This window comes from Pseudomonas sp. StFLB209 (assembly GCF_000829415.1).
Taxonomy (GTDB): Bacteria; Pseudomonadota; Gammaproteobacteria; order Pseudomonadales; family Pseudomonadaceae; genus Aquipseudomonas.
In genome coordinates, this window is record NZ_AP014637.1 from 2219024 (window position 1) to 2237899 (window position 18876).

Annotated in this window: 21 protein-coding genes; 16 read left to right on the plus strand and 5 right to left on the minus strand. The window is 61.7% G+C overall.

What is annotated here, in order from left to right; genetic code table 11:
* Window positions 1-208: 208 nt before the first annotated feature.
* From mdcA to madM, 9 genes are all read left to right on the plus strand, one after another.
* The gene (gene mdcA / locus PSCI_RS10225) at window positions 209-1885 is read left to right on the plus strand and encodes a malonate decarboxylase subunit alpha (protein ID WP_045485972.1); all 1677 of its coding nucleotides are present in this window, start codon (window positions 209-211) and stop codon (window positions 1883-1885) included.
* Window positions 1885-2760: a triphosphoribosyl-dephospho-CoA synthase gene (locus PSCI_RS10230; protein WP_045485974.1), complete on the plus strand. Its 876-nt coding sequence runs from the start codon at window positions 1885-1887 to the stop codon at window positions 2758-2760. The genes mdcA and PSCI_RS10230 overlap by 1 nt, the downstream gene beginning before the upstream one ends.
* A 2-nt stretch (window positions 2761-2762) precedes the next feature.
* Window positions 2763-3077, plus strand: a complete 315-nt coding sequence (locus PSCI_RS10235; RefSeq protein ID WP_045485977.1) for a malonate decarboxylase subunit delta — start codon at window positions 2763-2765, stop codon at window positions 3075-3077.
* Window positions 3070-3921 (plus strand): biotin-independent malonate decarboxylase subunit beta, encoded by an 852-nt coding sequence (locus PSCI_RS10240; protein ID WP_045485980.1) that lies wholly within the window; start codon window positions 3070-3072, stop codon window positions 3919-3921. Before PSCI_RS10235 ends, PSCI_RS10240 begins: the two co-directional genes overlap by 8 nt.
* Window positions 3918-4718, plus strand: coding sequence for a biotin-independent malonate decarboxylase subunit gamma (mdcE, locus tag PSCI_RS10245; RefSeq protein ID WP_045485983.1), 801 nt, complete (start codon window positions 3918-3920; stop codon window positions 4716-4718). The genes PSCI_RS10240 and mdcE overlap by 4 nt, the downstream gene beginning before the upstream one ends.
* Window positions 4712-5323 (plus strand): malonate decarboxylase holo-ACP synthase, encoded by a 612-nt coding sequence (locus PSCI_RS10250; protein WP_045485986.1) that lies wholly within the window; start codon window positions 4712-4714, stop codon window positions 5321-5323. Before mdcE ends, PSCI_RS10250 begins: the two co-directional genes overlap by 7 nt.
* Window positions 5320-6240 (plus strand): malonate decarboxylase subunit epsilon, encoded by a 921-nt coding sequence (mdcH, locus tag PSCI_RS10255; protein WP_045485988.1) that lies wholly within the window; start codon window positions 5320-5322, stop codon window positions 6238-6240. The genes PSCI_RS10250 and mdcH overlap by 4 nt, the downstream gene beginning before the upstream one ends.
* A gap of 64 nt (window positions 6241-6304) precedes the next feature.
* Window positions 6305-6721 carry a malonate transporter subunit MadL gene (madL, locus tag PSCI_RS10260; protein WP_045485991.1) on the plus strand — a complete coding sequence of 139 codons (417 nt, stop codon included), beginning with the start codon at window positions 6305-6307 and terminating at the stop codon, window positions 6719-6721.
* A 1-nt stretch (window position 6722) separates the two neighbouring features.
* Window positions 6723-7487 (plus strand): malonate transporter subunit MadM, encoded by a 765-nt coding sequence (madM, locus tag PSCI_RS10265; protein ID WP_045486003.1) that lies wholly within the window; start codon window positions 6723-6725, stop codon window positions 7485-7487.
* Window positions 7488-7526: 39 nt separating this feature from the next.
* Here the strand turns inward: madM and PSCI_RS10270 are convergent, their stop codons facing one another.
* Window positions 7527-8450, minus strand: coding sequence for a LysR family transcriptional regulator (locus tag PSCI_RS10270; RefSeq protein ID WP_045486005.1), 924 nt, complete (start codon window positions 8448-8450; stop codon window positions 7527-7529).
* 127 nt (window positions 8451-8577) lie between these two features.
* Here PSCI_RS10270 and trhA point away from each other — a divergent pair, with 127 nt between their 5' ends.
* On the plus strand, window positions 8578-9192 hold the full coding sequence (trhA, locus tag PSCI_RS10275) for a PAQR family membrane homeostasis protein TrhA (protein WP_045486007.1): 615 nt from the start codon (window positions 8578-8580) through the stop codon (window positions 9190-9192).
* 218 nt (window positions 9193-9410) lie between these two features.
* On the opposite strand, the gene PSCI_RS10280 is transcribed toward trhA, so the two are convergent.
* Complete coding sequence (locus PSCI_RS10280) at window positions 9411-10382, minus strand: aliphatic sulfonate ABC transporter substrate-binding protein (protein WP_045486010.1); 972 nt, start codon at window positions 10380-10382, stop codon at window positions 9411-9413.
* 383 nt (window positions 10383-10765) lie between these two features.
* On the opposite strand from PSCI_RS10280, the gene PSCI_RS10285 reads away from it, so the two are divergent.
* The 6 genes from PSCI_RS10285 (at window position 10766) to PSCI_RS10310 (ending at window position 16052) form a co-directional block, all read left to right on the plus strand.
* On the plus strand, window positions 10766-12115 hold the full coding sequence (locus tag PSCI_RS10285; RefSeq protein WP_045486014.1) for an OprD family porin: 1350 nt from the start codon (window positions 10766-10768) through the stop codon (window positions 12113-12115).
* Window positions 12116-12298: 183 nt separating this feature from the next.
* Window positions 12299-12937 (plus strand): peroxiredoxin, encoded by a 639-nt coding sequence (locus PSCI_RS10290; RefSeq protein WP_045486017.1) that lies wholly within the window; start codon window positions 12299-12301, stop codon window positions 12935-12937.
* A gap of 263 nt (window positions 12938-13200) precedes the next feature.
* Window positions 13201-14166: a sulfonate ABC transporter substrate-binding protein gene (locus PSCI_RS10295; RefSeq protein ID WP_045486020.1), complete on the plus strand. Its 966-nt coding sequence runs from the start codon at window positions 13201-13203 to the stop codon at window positions 14164-14166.
* Window positions 14167-14194: 28 nt separating this feature from the next.
* Window positions 14195-14992: an aliphatic sulfonate ABC transporter permease SsuC gene (gene ssuC, locus PSCI_RS10300; protein WP_045486023.1), complete on the plus strand. Its 798-nt coding sequence runs from the start codon at window positions 14195-14197 to the stop codon at window positions 14990-14992.
* The gene (gene ssuB, locus PSCI_RS10305) at window positions 14989-15804 is read left to right on the plus strand and encodes an aliphatic sulfonates ABC transporter ATP-binding protein (protein WP_045486026.1); all 816 of its coding nucleotides are present in this window, start codon (window positions 14989-14991) and stop codon (window positions 15802-15804) included. Before ssuC ends, ssuB begins: the two co-directional genes overlap by 4 nt.
* A gap of 32 nt (window positions 15805-15836) precedes the next feature.
* Window positions 15837-16052, plus strand: coding sequence for a TOBE domain-containing protein (locus PSCI_RS10310; RefSeq protein ID WP_025262382.1), 216 nt, complete (start codon window positions 15837-15839; stop codon window positions 16050-16052).
* A gap of 103 nt (window positions 16053-16155) precedes the next feature.
* Here the strand turns inward: PSCI_RS10310 and PSCI_RS28200 are convergent, their stop codons facing one another.
* The 3 genes from PSCI_RS28200 to PSCI_RS10325 all read right to left on the minus strand — a co-directional run bounded on the left by PSCI_RS28200 (window position 16156) and on the right by PSCI_RS10325 (window position 18454).
* Window positions 16156-17403: a Bd3614 family nucleic acid deaminase gene (locus tag PSCI_RS28200; protein WP_144403226.1), complete on the minus strand. Its 1248-nt coding sequence runs from the start codon at window positions 17401-17403 to the stop codon at window positions 16156-16158.
* Window positions 17404-17503: 100 nt separating this feature from the next.
* Window positions 17504-18142 (minus strand): TetR/AcrR family transcriptional regulator, encoded by a 639-nt coding sequence (locus PSCI_RS10320; protein WP_045486031.1) that lies wholly within the window; start codon window positions 18140-18142, stop codon window positions 17504-17506.
* 102 nt (window positions 18143-18244) lie between these two features.
* Complete coding sequence (locus PSCI_RS10325; RefSeq protein WP_045486034.1) at window positions 18245-18454, minus strand: DUF6124 family protein; 210 nt, start codon at window positions 18452-18454, stop codon at window positions 18245-18247.
* Window positions 18455-18876: the final 422 nt, after the last annotated feature.

Below are 18876 nucleotides of genomic sequence, written 5' to 3' on the forward strand. Positions count from 1 at the left end.
AATGCCGATCAGTTAAGGACAACGCGGTCATTGTGGGAGGAGCCGGCCGGACCCTCCCACGGAGACCGAGCAAGGTTCGATAATCGCTTAACTGATCGGCATTAGTCCTACCATTAACCTGAGCGTAACGATTCCACGCTGAGCTTGATTGATGCCGCGCCCGGCGGCTTCTAAGGTGACCCACGACAGCGATCATCGTGGAGTGACCATGACAACGATAATAAACCCCGACGCGCGCTGGTCGCGACGTCGCAGTGAAAAGCAGCGGCGTCTTGACCAGGTCAGGCCGTTGGCCGACGGTGTGGTCATTCCCACCGAGAATATTGTCGCCGCGTTGCAGGCGTTGCTGGTGCCTGGCGACCGGGTGGTGCTGGAGGGCAACAACCAGAAGCAGGCGGATTTTCTGTCTCGCTCGCTGGTCAAGGTTGACCCCGGCAAGATTCACGATCTGCACATGATCATGCCCAGCGTTGGCCGCGCCGAGCATCTGGACCTCTTCGAACGTGGCATCGCCCGCAAGCTGGACTTCTCCTTCGCCGGCACCCAGAGCCTGCGCATCAGCCAGTTGCTTGAAGACGGGCTGCTGGAAATCGGCGCCATCCATACGTACATCGAACTCTACGCCCGGCTGGTGGTGGACCTGATCCCCAACGTGGTGCTCTCGGCCGGCTTCAAGGCTGACCGTGCCGGCAATATCTACACCGGCCCCAGCACCGAAGACAGCCCGGCGCTGATCGAGCCGGCGGCGTTCAGTGACGGCATCGTCATCGTCCAGGTCAACGAGCTGGTGGATGATGTCAGCGACTTGCCACGGGTGGACATTCCGGCGTCCTGGGTTGATTTCGTGGTGGTGGCCGACAAGCCGTTTTACATCGAGCCGCTGTTCACCCGCGACCCGCGCCATATCAAGCCGGTCCATGTGCTGATGGCGATGATGGCCATCCGCGGCATCTACGAAAAGCACAACGTGCAGTCGCTCAACCACGGCATCGGTTTCAACACCGCCGCCATCGAGCTGATTCTGCCCACCTACGGCGAGTCGTTGGGTCTGAAGGGCAAGATCTGCCGCAACTGGACCCTCAATCCGCACCCGACCCTGATTCCAGCCATCGAGAGCGGCTGGGTCGAGAGCGTGCATTGCTTCGGCACCGAGCTGGGTATGGAAAACTACATTGCGGCGCGCCCGGACGTGTTCTTCACCGGTCGTGACGGCTCGTTGCGTTCCAACCGGCAGATCTGCCAACTGGCCGGGCAGTACGCCGTAGACCTGTTCATCGGCGCGACCCTGCAGGTCGATGGCGACGGCCATTCGTCGACCGTGACCCGTGGCCGGCTGGCCGGTTTCGGTGGCGCGCCAAACATGGGTCACGACCCGCGTGGCCGTCGCCACGGCACCCCGGCCTGGCTGGATATGCGCACCGAACCCGGCGATGGCCCGGCGGCCTATCTGGAGCGCGGCAAGAAGCTGGTGGTGCAGATGGTCGAGACCTTCCAGGAAGGCGGCAAACCGACCTTCGTCGACACCCTCGATGCTGTGGAAGTGGCGAAAAAGAGCGGCATGCCGTTGGCGCCGATCATGATCTACGGCGATGACGTCACCCACCTGCTGACCGAGGAAGGCATCGCTTACCTGTACAAGGCCCGCAGCCTCGAAGAGCGCCGGGCGATGATCGCTGCGGTGGCCGGGGTAACCGCCATCGGCCTGCGTCATGACCCCAAGGAAACTGCACGCCTGCGCCGTGAAGGGCTGATCGCATTGCCGGAAGACCTGGGCATTCGCCGCACCGACGCCAGCCGCGAACTGCTCGCTGCCAAGAGCATCGCTGAGCTGGTCGAGTGGTCCGGTGGCCTGTACAACCCGCCTGCCAAATTCAGGAGCTGGTGATGAGCGCACTGCACTTACAACAGCCCTCGATTGGTCTGGCCGAGCAGCTTGCCGACCTGGCCGTCGCAGCGTTGATCGACGAAGCCGAACTGTCACCCAAACCCGCGCTGGTCGACCGGCGCAGCAGTGGCGCGCACCACGACATGCACCTGGGGCTGATGCAGGCCTCGGCGCTGGCGCTGTGGCCGACCTTCGAGCAAATGGCCCAGGCCGCCATCGAACTGGGCGAAGTCGGCCAGCTATTGCGTGAAACCCTTGGCCAGCTGGGCCGCGAAGGCGAAACCGCGATGTTGCGTACCACCGGCGGGGTCAACACCCATCGCGGGGCAATCTGGGCGCTGGGCTTGCTGGTGGCCGCGGTGGCGCTGGCACCTGATGAGCTGTCACCGGCGGGGATCTGCCTGCGTGCGGCGCGGCTGGCGCTGATCGATGATCGGCGGGCCACCCCCCAGGCCAGCAATGGCCGCGAAGTTGCCCGGCGCTATGGCGTGCTCGGTGCGCGGGAGCAAGCCCAGCAAGGTTTCCCGGCAGTCACTCAATATGGCCTGCCACAACTGCAGCGCAGCCGCGCCCAAGGCAGCGGCGAGCAGAACGCCCGGCTCGACGCGCTGCTGGCGATCATGACCACGCTGGGTGACACCTGTGTGCTGCACCGCGCCGGCCTTGAAGGTCTGCAAACCATGCAGCACGGCGCACAGCGGGTACTGGACGCCGGCGGTGGTGCCAGCCTGGCCGGGCGTCGAGCGCTGCAGGTGCTGGACCGCGAGCTGGTTGGCTTGAACGCCTCGCCAGGCGGCGCCGCCGACCTGCTGGCCGCCTGTCTGTTTATCGATGGCCTGGAGCCTGCGCTCGGCCACGCATCGAGGAGTCTCTGAACATGGAAACCCTGTCTTTTGAATTTCCTGCCGGGCAACCGCCGCGCGGGCGGGCGCTGGTCGGCTGTGTCGGCTCTGGCGATCTTGAAGTGCTGATCGAGCCTGGCCAGCCGGGCAAGCTGACCATCCAGGTGGTGACTTCGGTCAATGGTGCCCAACAGCGCTGGCAGCACCTGTTCCAGCGCATGTTCGAGGGCCAGACCCCGGCGGCGCTGAACATTGATATTCATGACTTTGGTGCCACCCCCGGTGTGGTGCGCCTGCGTCTGGAGCAAGGCTTCGAGGAGATGGGTGTTGAGGAGGTCGGCCATGACTGATACCGCGCGCTTGCTCAACCAGCACAGCTTCATCGAACTCGGTGCCCGGCAACGTGCCAGGGCACTGCTCGACGAGGGCAGCTTTCGTGAATTGATCGATCCGTTCCAGCGGGTGATCTCGCCGTGGCTCGCCCAGCAGGGCGTGGTGCCGCAGGCCGATGACGGGGTGGTGGTTGGCAAAGGCACCCTTGATGGTCGCTCGGTGGTGATTGCCGCCATCGAGGGCGCGTTTCAGGGCGGCAGCATGGGCGAGGTCGGCGGCGCGAAGATGGCCGGCGTGCTGGAGCTGGCGGCTGAAGACAACCGCAAGGGCATTCCGACCGCCGCTATCGTGCTGCTGGAAACCGGTGGCGTGCGCTTGCAGGAAGCCAACCTCGGGCTGGCGGCGATTGCCGAGATTCATGCGGCGATTGTCGACCTGCGTCAGTACCAGCCGGTCATCGGCGTGATCGCTGGCAGCGTTGGCTGTTTCGGCGGCATGTCGATCGCTGCCGGGCTGTGCAGTTACCTGCTGGTGACCCGCGAAGCACGGCTGGGCCTCAATGGCCCGCAGGTCATCGAACAGGAAGCCGGCATTGAGGAATACGATTCGCGCGACCGGCCCTTCATCTGGAGCCTGACCGGCGGCGAGCAACGCTTTGCCAGCAATCAGGTCGATGGCTTTGCCGCTGACGATACCGGCGCGATTCGCCAGCAGGTCGCCGGCTGGCTGGCGCAAGGTGTGCCTGCGCAGCATCGCAGCGGCCAGTACGCCGATTACCTGCAACGCCTGGCCGCGCTCGACAGCGAGCCGCAGATCGACCCGCAGACCGTGCGTAACCTCTATAAAGGAGCCCGCTCATGAGCGCTTCGCAACGTGGTGTTAACTGGTTCGCGGCCCTGAGTGGCGGTGCCCGACCGGTCGAGGGTCTACCTGCTTCGGTGCTGGCGGCCGACGGTCATTTGGGTGAGCAACCGGCCCGCTTTGTGGCAGTGGTGGCGGATGCCGACAACCGCTTTGTGCGCGCCCGTCAGGGCGAGGTCGGATTGCTGGAAGGCTGGGGGTTGGCCAAGGCAATCGATCAGGTCATCGAACTGGACCGAGAGCATGACACCAAGCGTGCGCTGATCGCGATCATCGACGTGCCCAGCCAGGCCTATGGCCGCCGTGAAGAAGCGCTGGGCATCCATCAGGCACTGGCCGGCGCCGTAGACAGCTACGCCCGTGCCCGGCTGGCCGGCCATCCGGTGATCGGCTTGCTGGTCGGCAAGGCAATGTCCGGCGCATTTCTGGCCCACGGCTACCAGGCCAATCGGTTGATTGCCCTGCGCGACCCCGGCGTGATGGTACATGCGATGGGCAAGGCCTCGGCGGCGCGGGTCACCCTGCGCAGTGTCGAAGAGCTGGAAAAACTCGCCGCCAGCATCCCGCCGATGGCCTACGACATCGACAACTACGCCAGCCTCGGCCTGCTCTGGGAAACCCTCAGCGTGGAGCAAATCGAGCAGCCGCAAGAACAGGATCTGGCGGCGGTGCGGCAGGTGCTTAACGCTGCGGTTGAGGACGTGCGGCGCAGCGGACATGACCTGAGCGGCCGTTTGGGTGCCCGGCATCGTGCCGCGTCGGCCAAGGTCCGTCAGTTGCTGCGCGAGCAATGGTAATGAAGCTGTTGGCGCACGACCTGCTGTGGGGCATGCCGCTGCCTGCCGAGGCACCCGACTGGGTGTTTGAGGTGCTGGGCGATAACCACCCGGTGGTGGTGCGCCGTGGGATTGTGGCGGCCGGTCAGGTGGCGGTGGGCATTCGTGGCCAGCGTCGTGAACAGCGCTATGCGGCAAGCATGCCGCAGGCCGCGATTACCCGGCGGCTCAGCCCGGAGCAATTGATCGATGTACAAGGCACGCATGACTGGCCGGCGTTGCAGGCGCTGGCGCAGCTGCGGCCGCTGTTGCAGGCCCGCGGGCTGGTCTGGGGCGTGGCGGGCAGTGCCGGTCATGAACTGGCCAGCGGCATGGCTGCGCTGCATGCAGGCAGCGATCTGGACCTGATTATCCGCACACCGGTGCCGGTCAGTCGGCAATGGGCGGCAGACCTTGTCGCGGCACTGGACAACGCCGTGTGCCGGGTCGATGTGCAGTTGCAATTGCCGGCCGGTGGCCTGGCGTTGCGCGAATGGGCCGGCAGTGCAAGGCAGGTGTTGCTCAAGACCGATCAGGGCGCGCAGTTGCTCAGCGATCCCTGGCAACCCTTGCAGGCGTGTGCATGAGCAGCCTGTGGGTGTTTCCCGGTCAGGGTGCGCAGCAGCCCGGCATGCTCCATCGCCTGCCCGATGAGGGCGTGGTGCGCGAGACCTTGCAGCAGGCCAGTGGCGTACTCGGCGAGGACATCCTGGCTCTGGACAGCGAAGCGATGTTGCGCGGCACTCGTGCCGTGCAGTTGTGCCTGTTGATTGCCGGGGTGGCCGCAGCGCGTTTGCTGCAACAGCGGGGCGCCATGCCGACGTTCGTCGCCGGGCTGTCGATCGGTGCTTACCCGGCGGCGGTGATGGCCGGTGCGCTGGATTTTGATGACGCGCTGCGGCTGGTCGCGCTGCGTGGCGAGCTGATGAACAACGCTTATCCGCAGGGCTACGGCATGACCGTGATCCTGGGCCTTGCCCAGCATCAGGTCGAAGCATTGTTGAGCCAGGCCGACGGCCCGGTGTACCTGGCCAATATCAACGCCGAACGGCAGATGGTGATCGCTGGCAGCGATGCCGCGATGCAACAGGTCGCGGCACTGGCCAAGGCTGCGGGGGCCAGTGGCATACGGCGTCTGGCGGTCAGCGTGCCGTCGCACTGCGCACTGCTCGACGCGCCGGCCCGCGAACTGGCCGAGGCGTTCAGCCGCGTCGACCTGCGCCCGCCGCAGGTTCGCTACCTGAGCGCTACCACTGCGCGGCCGGTGGTTCAGCCCGAACGGCTGCGTGACGACCTGGCGTTCAACATGTGCCGGGTCATCGACTGGCACAGCACGGTCGAAACCGCCCACGAGCGTGGTGTGACGCTGCAGATTGAAATGCCTCCCGGCGCGGTACTGACCGGCCTGGGCCGCAAGGTTCTGCAACACGCAACGGTGGTCGCCTTCGATGGCGCACGCCTGGACAGCCTGGTCGCACTTTCACAGGAGGTGAATCGCTCATAAGAACGAGTGCAGCTGCTTCGAAGGACAAAAACAACAACTTCAGCAATGCAAGTGAGGAACGACAATGATTATTTACGGTGTGGCATTACTGGCTGGCTGTACCCTCGCAGGGGTGGTGATCGGTGACATGCTCGGCGCGCTGCTGGGCGTCAAATCCAATGTAGGCGGGGTGGGGATCGCCATGATCCTGTTGATCTGCGCCCGGCTGTGGATGGACAAGAACGGCGGCATGAGCAAAGGCTGTGAGATGGGCGTCGGCTTCTGGGGCGCGATGTACATTCCGGTGGTGGTCGCCATGGCGGCGCAACAGAACGTTGTCACCGCCCTCAAGGGCGGCCCGGTCGCGGTGCTGGCGGCCATCGGTTCGGTGCTGTTGTGCGGCCTCACCATTGCCTTGATCAGCCGTACCAACCGCGGCGAGCCACTGCCTGCCGAAGAGCCGCCAGTGGTCGTCGCTGCCACACCGGCAGGAGGACGCTGACATGGAAGCGCTTATTGAAAAAGCCCTGGAACACAATGGCCTGATCACCGCCTTCGCGTTTGTCGGGATCATCATGTGGGTGTCGGTGATCATCTCCAATCGGCTGACCTTTGGCCGCGTACATGGGTCGGCGATTGCGATTGTCATTGGCCTGGTCCTGGCCTGGGTCGGCGGCACCCTGACCGGCGGCCAGAAAGGCCTGGCGGATCTGGCGCTGTTCTCCGGTATCGGCTTGATGGGCGGCGCCATGCTGCGCGATTTCGCCATCGTTGCCACCGCCTTCGAGGTGCAGGCCACCGAGGCGCGCAAGGCCGGCATGATTGGCGCGGTGGCGCTGCTGTTGGGCACTATTCTGCCGTTCATTGTCGGTGCCTGTGTGGCCTGGCTGTTCGGTTATCGCGATGCGGTGAGCATGACCACCATTGGTGCGGGCGCGGTGACCTACATCGTTGGCCCGGTGACTGGCGCTGCGCTGGGCGCAAGCTCGGATGTGATGGCGCTGTCCATCGCCACCGGGTTGATCAAGGCCATTGTGGTGATGGTCAGCACGCCCATGGCGGCGCGCTGGATGGGCCTGGATAACCCACGCTCGGCAATGGTGTTCGGTGGCCTGGCCGGCACCGTCAGCGGCGTGACCGCAGGGCTGGCCGCCACTGACCGGCGCCTGGTGCCCTATGGCGCGCTGACCGCAACCTTCCACACCGGGCTGGGCTGCCTGCTCGGGCCATCGCTGTTGTACTTTGCGGTGCGTGGGTTGGTGGGTTAACCGCAGGTCTGCTGGCAGCGCGATGCGCTGTCAGGTTCTTCAGGATGATGCCGATGCCCGGCTCGCATACATCCGGCACTCGGCAACCAGGGCCAGCAGGTTCGGGTCGCGTTCGCGGGATTTCAGGAACACCACGCCGATGTCCTGCTGCATGCGGTAACGCGCCTGCAGCGGGATCAGCTTCACCCGGTTTTCATACACGGCGGCGATCCGCCCTGGCAGCAGGGCGTAGCCGACGCCGGAGCTGACCATGCTCAGCAGGGTGAAGATATCGTTGACCTGCATTGCCACCTTGGGCTCGAAGCCGGCCTGCTGGAACACCCGCACGCCGTCGCGGTGGGTGGCAAAACCCTGGGTCAGGGTGATGAAGGTTTCTTCGCGCAGGTCGCTCAGGTCCACTTCGGGGTAATGCGCAAAAGCCGAGTCGATGGGCACGGCGAGAAAGATATCGTCGGAAAACAGCGCCAGGTGATCGCAGTCCGGGTCGTTGATATTGTTATCCAGCGACACCAGCATCGCGTCGACTTCCATGTTCTTGAGCTTGTACAGCAGGTCCATGTTCGAGCCCAGCACCAGGTCGATGTTCAGCTCGCTGCGGCGCAGCTTCAGGCCCATGATCAATTGCGGCACCGTACGCACGGTCAGCGAGTACAGCGCCCCCAAGCGAAAACGCGCGGCCGAAAAGCCGGCGGCCTGGCGGGTCAGTTCCACCGCACTGACCACATCCTGAATCAGCTTCTGGGCGTGTTCTTCCAGCACGTAGGCGCTTTCCAGGGGGGTCAGGTTGCGGCCTTCATGCTTGAACAGCGGGCAGCGCAGGGCACTTTCCAGTGAGTGAATGGCGCGGTGCACACTGACATTGCTGGTCTGCAGCTCGGCGGCGGCGCGGCTGAGGTTGCCGGTGCGCATGAACGCCAGAAAGGTTTCCAGTTTCTTGAGGGTCAGTTCGTCATCGATCTGCATGGCGGGCGCTCGGGGTGGGCGTGGTGACGATTGTGCCCGAGGCGCTGTGCAAAATCCGTAAGTCGATGGTCTGAGCTTTGGCTCTTGCAGCCAGAATTCTCATCACCGGATAAAGGTCGGAGTGCCGATGTACTACGGAGAAAAATTCAACGCCTGGTCTCATCTGGTCGGTGCCGTGCTGGCCTGCGTGGGTGCCATCTGGCTGCTGGTACTGGCCAGCCTGCAGCACGATGTATGGAAAATCGTCAGCGTCGCGGTTTACGGCGTATGCCTGGTCGGGTTGTACAGCGCCTCGACCGTGTACCACAGCGTGCGCGGGCGGGCGAAGCAGATCATGCGCAAGGTCGATCACTTCTCGATCTACCTGATGATCGCTGGCAGCTACACGCCATTCTGCCTGGTGAGCCTGCGCGGCCCGTGGGGCTGGAGCCTGTTTGGCGTGGTCTGGGGGCTGGCGCTGATCGGTATCCTGCAGGAAATCAAACCGCGCTCCGAAGCGCGGATTCTCTCGGTGGTGATCTACGCGCTGATGGGCTGGATCGTGCTGGTGGCGGCCAAACCATTACTGGCGGCGCTGGGCAGTGCCGGGTTCTTCTGGCTGGCCGGCGGCGGCGTGCTGTACACCGTCGGCATTCTGTTCTTCGCCTTTGACCACATTCGCCACTGGCACGGTATCTGGCACCTGTTCGTGATTGGCGGCAGCCTGATGCACTTTGTGGCGATCTGGTTTTATGTGCTTTAGCGCTGATGTCGATCCGTTTTGCTGGTGAAGACGGAGGTACATCCACAGCAGATGTAGAGCTTATCCCGGCCTCTTCACGACCAAGGTCGTTCCCACCCGGATTCTGATCTGAAATGAGGTGGGAACGAGCTTGCTCGTGAAGGCGGCGGTGCATTCATAACAGATGTAGGGGCCGGTCAGGCAAAACACATCCAGCGGTGAAAAGGCCAAGCCTGCCTTCAGGGCTTCCACACTTGCACATCACTGGCATCGACCTTGGCGGGCAACAAGCCGGCCTCGAAGAAGGTGTCAGCGATGCGCTGCTGCTCATCGAGCTTGTCGGCTTCTACCGGCAGGATTTGATAGGTGCGGCGCTGGTTGGCGGCCTCCACGGTGGCTACGTCCAGGTTGCCCCACAGCGGGCCAAGCAGTTTTGCGGCCTCACCGGGGTGCGCCTTGACCCATTGACCGGTCTTTTGCAATTCGTTGAACACGGTCTTGAGCACCGGCTGATGTTTGCTGGCATAGGCCTGGGTGGTCAGGTAATAGCGCTGGTACTGGGCCAGGCCCTTGCCATCGGCCAGGGTGCGAGTCGGCAACTGGCGCTGCACGCCGCTGAGGAAGGGTTCCCAGGTGACCCAGGCGTCGACCTTGCGGTTCTCGAACGCTGCACGCCCGTCAGCGGGCGTCAGGTAAGCCGGTTCGATATCACTGAATTTCAGGCCAGCGCTTTGCAGCGCGGCGATCAGCAGGTAATGGCTGCCAGCCGCCTTGGTCACCGCCACCTTGCGGCCTTTGAGGTCGGCCAGGCTGCTGAGCTTCGAATCCTTGTGCACCACGATGGCCTGGGCCGAAGGCGAGGGCGCCTCACGGGCAAAGTAGGTCAGGCGGGCACCGGCGGCCTGGGCGAACACCGGTACGGTGTCGGCCACGTCAGCGCTCAGGTCGATATTGCCGACGTTCAGCGATTCGAGCAGGGGCAGGCCGCTGGGGAACTCATGCCACGACACGCTGATGCCCTGTTTGTTCAGTTCCCGCTCCAGGGTGCCTTGGGTTTTGAGCACCGCAATCAGCGTGGATGACTTCTGAAAACCGATGCGCAATTTTTCTTCGGCGTGTGCGGTGCTGGTGCAGGCCAGTGCGGTGGCAACTGTCACAATTGCTGCTAAGTGTCGGGCAAGTGCCCGTTTTACAAGGGGTTTTAGTTGCATGGCGAAAAGCTTCCGGAAAAAGTTTCGTGGCGGGAGGTACGATTTCCGGTTGTCCGGTGACGGCAAACTAAAGGATCTGACGAACGGTAATAAAATATTTTTTAGTCATTAGCTTATTTGCTGGATACACTCCGTGTCGGTCTGTTTGACATGGGAAGTCACATATAGCAAAAAGGTATAACAGGTTGCCAAATTGTTCCTTTTTGTTTCGATGTGATTTCACTACCGTGCAGCGACCGAAACACGCGGTCTAGTCAATTAGTCGTGAGGCACCCGTAAGAGATTGACCTGAAGGTCAACATCGGCGTGAATCCCGCGACCGTGGTTGCAGCATCTGTTGCTGGCCATGGAATACAAAAATTAGATTCACGAGGAGCGAAGTAATGAAGAAGTCCACCCTGGCCCTGGCCGTCACCCTGGGCGTTCTGGCCCAACAGGCCGGCGCTGCCGGTTTCATCGAAGACAGCAAGGCGTCCGTGAGTTCCCGGACCCTGTACTTCAAGAACGACTGGCGTGAAAGCACTGCCCACGACCATCAGGAAACTGCAACCGGTCTGAAGTTTGACTACAGCTCGGGCTTCACTCAGGGCACCGTAGGTTTCGGTCTCGACGCTCAGGCGTTGGTCGGTGTTCACCTGGACGGCGGTCGTGGCTACCGCTCGGCAGCAACCAACGGCGCTATCACGCCTAGCGACCGCGACGGTTCGGCTGTCAGCGAGTGGACTCGTGCCGGCGCTAACGTCAAGGCTCGCTTCTCCAAGACCGAGCTGAAACTCGGTAACGCCCTGGCTCCAAACCTGCCAATCCTGGTTACCAACGACGGTCGTCTGCTGCCACAAGCCTTTGAAGGCGGCATCCTGACCTCCAAGGACCTGGACGGCGTGACCTTCACTGCCGGTCAACTGACCAAGAGCATTGGCCGTGCCTCGTCGAACTGGACTGACCTGTCGGTCGGTGGCGCTACCAAAGGTAGCGACGAGTTCCGTTTCGCCGGTGCTGACTGGAAAGTCACCAAAGACCTGACCCTGCAGTACTACTTCGCCAACCTGGAAGACTTCTACAAGCAGCACTTCCTGGGTCTGGTACACGTTTACCCGATCTCCGAAGGCCAGTCGTTCAAAACCGACCTGCGTTACTTCGACAGCAGCTCTGACGGCAACAACAGCAGCCGTACCGCTGGTTACACCTTCAACAACAACGGCGGTTACGCCAAGAATGCAGGCGAGGTCGACAACAAGACCTGGTCGGCGATGTTCACCTACTCGCTGGGTGGCCACGCATTCATGGTCGGCCACCAGCAGGTGGGCGATGACGGTGGCTTCGTCTCGCTGAACCAAGGCTCGATCACTGACGGCCGTGGTCGCGCCGAAGGCAACGGTGGCGGCAGCTTCTACCTGTTCACCGACTCGATGGCTAACGGTTTCATCCGTGCTGGCGAGAACACCACTTTCGGTCAGTACTCCTATGACTTCGCCAAGGCTGGTATCCCGGGCCTGAAGGCTTCGATTGCCTACCTGCATGGCGATGACATCAAAGGTACTGGTGCCAATGCCGGTCGTGAGTTCTCCGAGTGGGAACGCGACATGCGTGTTGACTACGTGATCCAGAGCGGTCCGTTGAAAGGCTTCGGCACTACCGTACGTCACGCTTCGTTCCGTAGCGAAACCGGCCTGAACACCACTGACACTGATCAGACTCGTGTGATCTTCAACTACACCTACAACTTCATGTAAGTGTGTTGAACGCCGTTTAAAAGAACCCCGCCTTGTGCGGGGTTCTTTTTGCCTGCTTTTTAATATTTCTTTTTGATCTATTTAAATCAATATCTATTCTTTTTAATTTTCAACAGAACAGTGCACAGTGGACTCATAACTCACTAGCACCCAACGCCCACCTGCTTAACAAGGAGCTACACCATGACACTGCGACTTGGCGATATCGCCCCTGACTTCGAACAGGACTCCAGTGAAGGCCGTATTCGTTTCCATGAATGGCTGGGCAATAGCTGGGGCATTCTGTTCTCTCACCCGGCGGACTTCACCCCGGTGTGCACCACCGAGCTGGGCCTTACCGCCAAGCTTAAAGACGAATTCACCAAGCGCGGGGTCAAGGCCATTGCCCTGTCGGTGGACCCGGTGGACTCCCACGTGAAGTGGATCGATGACATCAACACCACCCAGAACACCCTGGTCAATTTCCCGATCCTGGCGGACGCCGATCGCAAGGTCTCGGACCTGTACGACCTGATTCACCCCAATGCCAGTGACACCCTGACCGTACGTTCGCTGTTCATTATCGACCCGAACAAAAAGGTGCGTCTGATCATCACCTATCCGGCCAGTACCGGGCGTAACTTCAATGAAATCCTGCGGGTGGTCGACTCTCTGCAACTGACCGACAACCACAAGGTGGCCACCCCGGCCAACTGGGTGGACGGTGATGACGTGGTCATCGTGCCGTCGCTCAAGGACGAGGAAGAAATCAAGCAACGTTTCCCCAAAGGCTACAAGGCCGTCACGCCCTACCTGCGTCTGACGCCACAACCGAATCGCTGATGGTTGCCGTTCGCGGCGATCCGTTTCGGCCGCGAAACAGAATTCATATCCTCTCGTAGGAGCGGCTTCAGCCGCGATACAGAATCCATATCCTCCCTGAGTGGGGTTTTTTCGGGCCGACATTGTCGGCCCTTTTTTATGGGTGAAAGAAAACATTCTGCATATTCAATTAAGAAATAACCAAATGAAAAAATGAGATTTATAGATATAAAAAACAACTGGTAATGTCACTCCACTTAACCCGCACAACAACGGAGAGCGCCATGCGCACCACCTTCTTGCGTCAAAGCCTGGCCGCTCTTGTTGCTGCCGCCCTGAGCCTCGGTGTTCTCTCCCAGGCGCAAGCCGAAGACTTGCGTATCGGTTATCAGAAGTACGGCACTCTGGTGCTGCTCAAGGCCAAGGGCTCGCTGGAGAAGCGGCTGGCCGAGCAGGGCGTCAAAGTGCAGTGGACCGAGTTCCCCGGTGGCCCGCAGTTGCTCGAAGGCCTCAACGTGGGTTCCATCGACTTCGGCGTGACCGGTGAGACGCCACCGGTGTTCGCCCAGGCGGCCGGTGCCGACCTGCTGTACGTGGCCTACGAACCGCCGGCGCCGACCAGCGAAGCGATCCTGGTGCCCAAAGGCTCACCGATCACTTCAGTCAAGGAGCTCAAGGGCAAGAAGGTCGCCCTCAACAAAGGCTCCAACGTGCATTACCTGCTGGTTCGGGCGCTTGAAGAAGCTGGCCTGAAATACAGCGACATCCAGACCGTGTTCCTGCCGCCCGCCGATGCCCGCGCCGCTTTTGAGCGTGGCAGCGTCGATGCCTGGGTGATCTGGGACCCGTACCAGGCCGCTGCCGAACAGCAGTTGCAGGCACGCACCCTGAAGGACGGCACCGGCATCGTCGATAACCACCAGTTCTACCTGGCGACCAAGCCTTACGCGCAGAAGAACCCGAAGATCATCCAGGCGCTGGTCGAGGAAGTGCGGGCGGTCGGTGAGTGGTCCCAGGCCAACCCTGAAGAGGTGACCAAACAGGTCGCACCGCTGCTCGGCCTGCCGGCTGATATCACCCTGACTTCCGTGAAGCGCCAAGGCTACGGCGCGCATTTCATCACCCCGCAGGTGGTCGAGGCGCAACAGAAAATCGCTGACAGCTTCCACCAGCTCAAGCTGATCCCCAAACCATTGAGCATCAAAGATGTGATCTGGACACCTCCTGCCGCTGTTGCCAAAGCACAGTGATTTTCAGGCCTTTCGAGGAGACAACTCCATGAGCCTCAGTGCTTCACAACGAGTCTTGCACAGGCTGGCACCCTGGGCGCTGCCGGTGCTTTTGCTGGCCGTCTGGCAGCTCTCGGTCAGCGCCGGCTGGCTGTCTACCCGCATCCTGCCGGCGCCCAGCGCCGTGATCGAGGCGGGCGTCAGCTTGGTGTCCAGCGGCGAGATCTGGACCCACCTGGCAATCAGCGGCTGGCGTGCCGGGGTGGGCTTCGCCATCGGCGGCGGCATCGGCCTGGCGCTGGGTTTTATCACCGGTCTGACCCGCTGGGGCGAGCGCCTGCTCGACAGCTCGGTGCAGATGATCCGTAACGTGCCGCACCTGGCGCTGATTCCGCTGGTGATCCTGTGGTTCGGCATCGACGAGACCGCCAAGGTGTTTCTGGTGGCCTTGGGCACCCTGTTTCCGATTTACCTCAACACCTATCACGGGATCCGCAACATCGACCCGGCGCTGGTCGAGATGTCGCGCAGTTACGGGTTGTCAGGCTTTGGTCTGTTCCGCCACGTGATCCTGCCGGGCGCCATGCCGTCGATCCTGGTCGGGGTGCGCTTCGCGCTGGGGTTCATGTGGCTGACCCTGATCGTGGCTGAAACCATTTCTGCCAGTTCCGGTATCGGTTACCTGGCCATGAATGCCCGCGAATTCCTGCAAACCGATGTCGTGGTGCTGGCGATTGTGCTGTACGCAGTGCTTGGCAAGCTCGCCGATGTGGCTGCACGCGGCCTGGAGCGCGTGTGCCTGCGTTGGCACCCGGCTTATCAAGTGACTAAAGGCGGTGCGGCATGACCAGTCTGAAACAGCAACAACCGGCGCATCTGTTGCGCGGCATCCCGCTGGCCTCGCACAAGCTCAAGAAGGCCTTTGGCAACCGCGAAGTGCTCAAAGACATCGACCTGCACATTCCGGCCGGGCAGTTCGTCGCCGTGGTCGGGCGCAGCGGTTGCGGCAAAAGCACCTTGCTGCGCCTGCTGGCCGGGCTGGACAAACCGACTGAAGGCGAGCTGCTGGCCGGCTCTGCGCCGCTGAGCCAGGCCCGCGATGACACCCGTCTGATGTTCCAGGAAGCACGTTTGCTGCCGTGGAAGAAAATCATCGACAACGTTGGCCTCGGGTTGACTGGCGACTGGCGCCCGCAAGCGCTGGAGGCGCTGGAAGCGGTCGGCCTGGCCGAGCGTGCCAACGAGTGGCCGGCGGCGTTGTCCGGTGGCCAGAAGCAGCGTGTGGCGCTGGCACGTGCATTGATTCACAAGCCACGCCTGTTATTGCTCGATGAGCCGCTGGGCGCGCTGGATGCCCTGACCCGCATCGAGATGCAGCAGTTGATCGAAAACCTGTGGCGCAAGCACGGCTTTACCGTACTGCTGGTCACCCACGATGTCAGCGAAGCCGTTGCGGTGGCTGACCGGGTGATCCTGATTGAAGAGGGCCGCATCGGCCTGGACCTGATCGTCGACCTGCCACGGCCGCGTGCCCGTGGCTCGCACCGCCTGGCGGCACTGGAAGCCGAAGTGCTCAACCGGGTGCTGGCAATTCCCGGCACACCACCGGACCCGGAACCCGTTTCACCCCTGCCTACGCAACTGCGTTGGGCCAATTAATCAGTATCAATACCTGACGAGAGGAAGATCTCATGACTATCAAGGCCATCAACGTTCGTAACCAGTTCAAAGGCACCATCAAGGAAATCGTCCAGGGCGACGTGCTGTCGGAAATCGACGTGCAGACCGCTTCGGGCATCGTGACCTCGGTCATCACCACCCGCTCGGTCAAGGAACTGGAACTGGCAGTGGGCAGCGAAGTGATCGCATTCGTGAAATCGACTGAGGTGTCGATCGCCAAGCTGTAATTGACGATCCGGCGCCACGTCGATGCTGCGTGTCATTGCGAACAGGGAGGTTCGCAATGACGGCTTTTTCCGGCTGGTTAGAGCAAGACGGCGGTTACACTCTCTACACCATGCCTTTGAGCATATAGCCGCGCAAGGTTTCGACATGTGGGCTGATGCTTTTGAGCAACTCCAGGCCCTCCATCCACAAGTCCAGTTCCCAGCCGCGGATATTCGCCCCGATGGTGAAGAACTCATAGAGTGCATCCTCCATCAGGCCCCGGGCTCTGTCTGTTGCCAGGCTGCTGGTGGTGGATCTGCTGCCCTGAATTCTAAGCAACTCTATCCCGGTCGTTTCATGCGTGCGCACTTCTGTCGAGCAGCCACTCACGGCCCGGTCCAGGGCGCTGCCGACGATGTTTGTATCATCTTGCCCACTGATCACTGTACAGCCAGGGGCTGCGGTCACCAGCAGGCCGGCACACATATAACAGGGCTTTAATGTGCTGTAGATTCTGCTGCCGTGAGGAATTGCGGTGCCATTGAGGCGCTGGTAGTTGAGCACGGCCATCACTTCGCCGTGCAATGACGCCCCCACAGCATTATGGTTACGGCCCCAGCCGATGATCTTGCCGGTGTTGTCTACGATGACGCACGCAATGTTGTGCCCTCCGTTCTCGGAAAAGGGCGTCTGCCGGGTAGCGCCGCTGGCATCACTGGTGGTAATCGAACCCTCTGACCAACTCAGCCGGGCGATGCTGTAAGCGAGTGTCATCAGGATTGCATCGCTCAATGGCGTTACCCGGTAGCCCGGTACGGCAATCAGATTCGGGAGTTTCAATACGGGCGGGTTGTAGGCGCGAACCAGCCTGCCACGTACCTCGCTCAGTTCCGTGGACGCCTGCGGTGGTGTAACGGGGCGTTTATCAAGCCGGTTGCGGGCACACCACAGTTTCGCCTCGAAAATGCGTTTGGCGCGATCCGCGCTCAGCCATTTGCCCAGAGTCGGGGTGGCAATGGCGGTTGCGGTCCAGGCAAAGTTGTTCACGCTGCCCTTATGCAGTTGCGCTGCACTGGCCCAGACCAGACCGCCGCTGCAGGAGCTCATCTGGAACATGCCCTGGTCCATCTCTGTCAGCTCATAGCTGAGGCAGACCATGGCGGAGCGCTTCGGATTGCCGTTGCGCATCAGGTTCACCAGGGCTGACTGCCCTTGATGAGGGGCCGTTGCGGTGTTGATTGCCGCCGCTGTCACCCCGCTGGGTTCGATGCATATTGCAACGTCTTGTCCCACAAGATCAGCCAATGCCCACGCAAACAGAATGCCTTCTTCCGGTCTTGTCATGCTCATTCGAAGTCCCTTTGCGTACACATGTGGTTACTGGCTGGAACGCCTGTATATCACTTGGTCGCTGCAAGCGGAAGTTGCACTGCACAGGCACCAGCACCGGAGTTTCATCGCTGCGCACGCTTCAGAGTTCAGAGGGTCGTTTGGCAAGGCAGGGCGGCAGATACAAGCCCAGATAGGCATCGAACACCCGCAGGGCTTCTTGCGCCAGGCGCGGGGTGATCTGCTCATGCAGTTGCATTGAGCGGGCATAGACCCGGTCGCTCAGTTCCATGGCCAGCGCAAATACATCGACATCATCGGGCAGCACCGGCAGATGAAAGTGCCGGGCGAACACCGCCTGCAGCAACTGGCCCAGCTCGATATCGTGCCGGTGGTCGGCCTGATTGACCTCGGCCAGGCCATGCTGGGCAAGAATCAACTGGCGGGCCGCTGCATCGTTGTTGTAGATGGTGAGCATGCGCACTTCCAGCACCCGCGACAGGTCACGCCAGTCGCGTAGTGAGTCGTGCGCCACTGGCTCCAGCAAGGTGGCCCGAAAAGCCGCATGCACGTCGGCGGTCAGCGCTTCGAGCAGGGCCGGTACGCTGGCGAAGAAGTGGTACACCGATGACGGCGGGATCTGTGCGCGCTCGGCCACGCTGTAGATCGACAGGTTGTCCATGCCCTCGCTGACCAGCAATTCCCGCGCGGCAGTAAGGATCGAGCCGATCCGCGCCTGGCTGGCAGCACGGGGTTTGCGGGGTGTGGCGGGGCGGGTCATGGTCAGCTAACTCTGCGGCGGGCAAGGCGCCATTGTACAGGGCGCCTGCGGGTAACGCTCCCACCGATACCGGGCTGTTACGGGGCCGGCGGGAGCGCTTGCCTATCGCACTTCGATAGCCTGCAGCGACTGGTTGACCAGCGATTGGGCCATTTCTGCCAGATGCATCACCGAGAAGGCCAGGTCACGTTGCTGGCCGCTCAACTGCTCGCCGGCTTCATAGGCGGTGGCGACGGCGCAGCGCAGTATCTGGTCGACACGCAGCAGGGTGTCTTCGAGGTGCATGGGTGGAGCTGGAATAACGATACTCATATGATGTTCCTACGTTGGAGCCATCACTTACCGCTCTCACACGATGAGGGGTGGCAGCTATGGACAGGGTGAGAGAGCCGGTCAGGAACCACCCGGCCAGACCAAAGTCTGCCTGGACATAGCCGCCATAACGCATTCGACACAAGGAAATCGAAGACGGAGGACGAGCTTACGCGTTGGTTCTTGAATCCGGGCTCTCACACCCACCACTGCATTACAGCGGCGAAGCGCAGACTAGAGGCCCGATCAGGCAGGCGCAAGCGGTCGGGATTCTCTCGGAAACTTCACTCAAGAGATACAGAAAGGTCTGTAAGAAGGGTCACAATTCTTGTCGTCCATCGCCTGTTTTGGCGTGGTTCGGGGCCGTTGAATCCAGCCTGTCATTTCCGCTAGCTGAATCTGGTGGCAGTCGGAACGATAAT

Excerpts from the sequence above, each read along its gene's own strand:
- mdcA (WP_045485972.1), top strand. The coding sequence starts at position 209 with ATGACAACGATAATAAACCCCGACGCGCGCTGGTCGCGACGTCGCAGT.
- PSCI_RS10230 (WP_045485974.1), top strand. The coding sequence starts at position 1,885 with ATGAGCGCACTGCACTTACAACAGCCCTCGATTGGTCTGGCCGAGCAG.
- PSCI_RS10235 (WP_045485977.1), top strand. The coding sequence starts at position 2,763 with ATGGAAACCCTGTCTTTTGAATTTCCTGCCGGGCAACCGCCGCGCGGG.
- PSCI_RS10240 (WP_045485980.1), top strand. The coding sequence starts at position 3,070 with ATGACTGATACCGCGCGCTTGCTCAACCAGCACAGCTTCATCGAACTC.
- mdcE (WP_045485983.1), top strand. The coding sequence starts at position 3,918 with ATGAGCGCTTCGCAACGTGGTGTTAACTGGTTCGCGGCCCTGAGTGGC.
- PSCI_RS10250 (WP_045485986.1), top strand. The coding sequence starts at position 4,712 with ATGGTAATGAAGCTGTTGGCGCACGACCTGCTGTGGGGCATGCCGCTG.
- mdcH (WP_045485988.1), top strand. The coding sequence starts at position 5,320 with ATGAGCAGCCTGTGGGTGTTTCCCGGTCAGGGTGCGCAGCAGCCCGGC.
- madL (WP_045485991.1), top strand. The coding sequence starts at position 6,305 with ATGATTATTTACGGTGTGGCATTACTGGCTGGCTGTACCCTCGCAGGG.
- madM (WP_045486003.1), top strand. The coding sequence starts at position 6,723 with ATGGAAGCGCTTATTGAAAAAGCCCTGGAACACAATGGCCTGATCACC.
- PSCI_RS10270 (WP_045486005.1), bottom strand. The coding sequence starts at position 8,450 with ATGCAGATCGATGACGAACTGACCCTCAAGAAACTGGAAACCTTTCTG.
- trhA (WP_045486007.1), top strand. The coding sequence starts at position 8,578 with ATGTACTACGGAGAAAAATTCAACGCCTGGTCTCATCTGGTCGGTGCC.
- PSCI_RS10280 (WP_045486010.1), bottom strand. The coding sequence starts at position 10,382 with ATGCAACTAAAACCCCTTGTAAAACGGGCACTTGCCCGACACTTAGCA.
- PSCI_RS10285 (WP_045486014.1), top strand. The coding sequence starts at position 10,766 with ATGAAGAAGTCCACCCTGGCCCTGGCCGTCACCCTGGGCGTTCTGGCC.
- PSCI_RS10290 (WP_045486017.1), top strand. The coding sequence starts at position 12,299 with ATGACACTGCGACTTGGCGATATCGCCCCTGACTTCGAACAGGACTCC.
- PSCI_RS10295 (WP_045486020.1), top strand. The coding sequence starts at position 13,201 with ATGCGCACCACCTTCTTGCGTCAAAGCCTGGCCGCTCTTGTTGCTGCC.
- ssuC (WP_045486023.1), top strand. The coding sequence starts at position 14,195 with ATGAGCCTCAGTGCTTCACAACGAGTCTTGCACAGGCTGGCACCCTGG.
- ssuB (WP_045486026.1), top strand. The coding sequence starts at position 14,989 with ATGACCAGTCTGAAACAGCAACAACCGGCGCATCTGTTGCGCGGCATC.
- PSCI_RS10310 (WP_025262382.1), top strand. The coding sequence starts at position 15,837 with ATGACTATCAAGGCCATCAACGTTCGTAACCAGTTCAAAGGCACCATC.
- PSCI_RS10320 (WP_045486031.1), bottom strand. The coding sequence starts at position 18,142 with ATGACCCGCCCCGCCACACCCCGCAAACCCCGTGCTGCCAGCCAGGCG.
- PSCI_RS10325 (WP_045486034.1), bottom strand. The coding sequence starts at position 18,454 with ATGAGTATCGTTATTCCAGCTCCACCCATGCACCTCGAAGACACCCTG.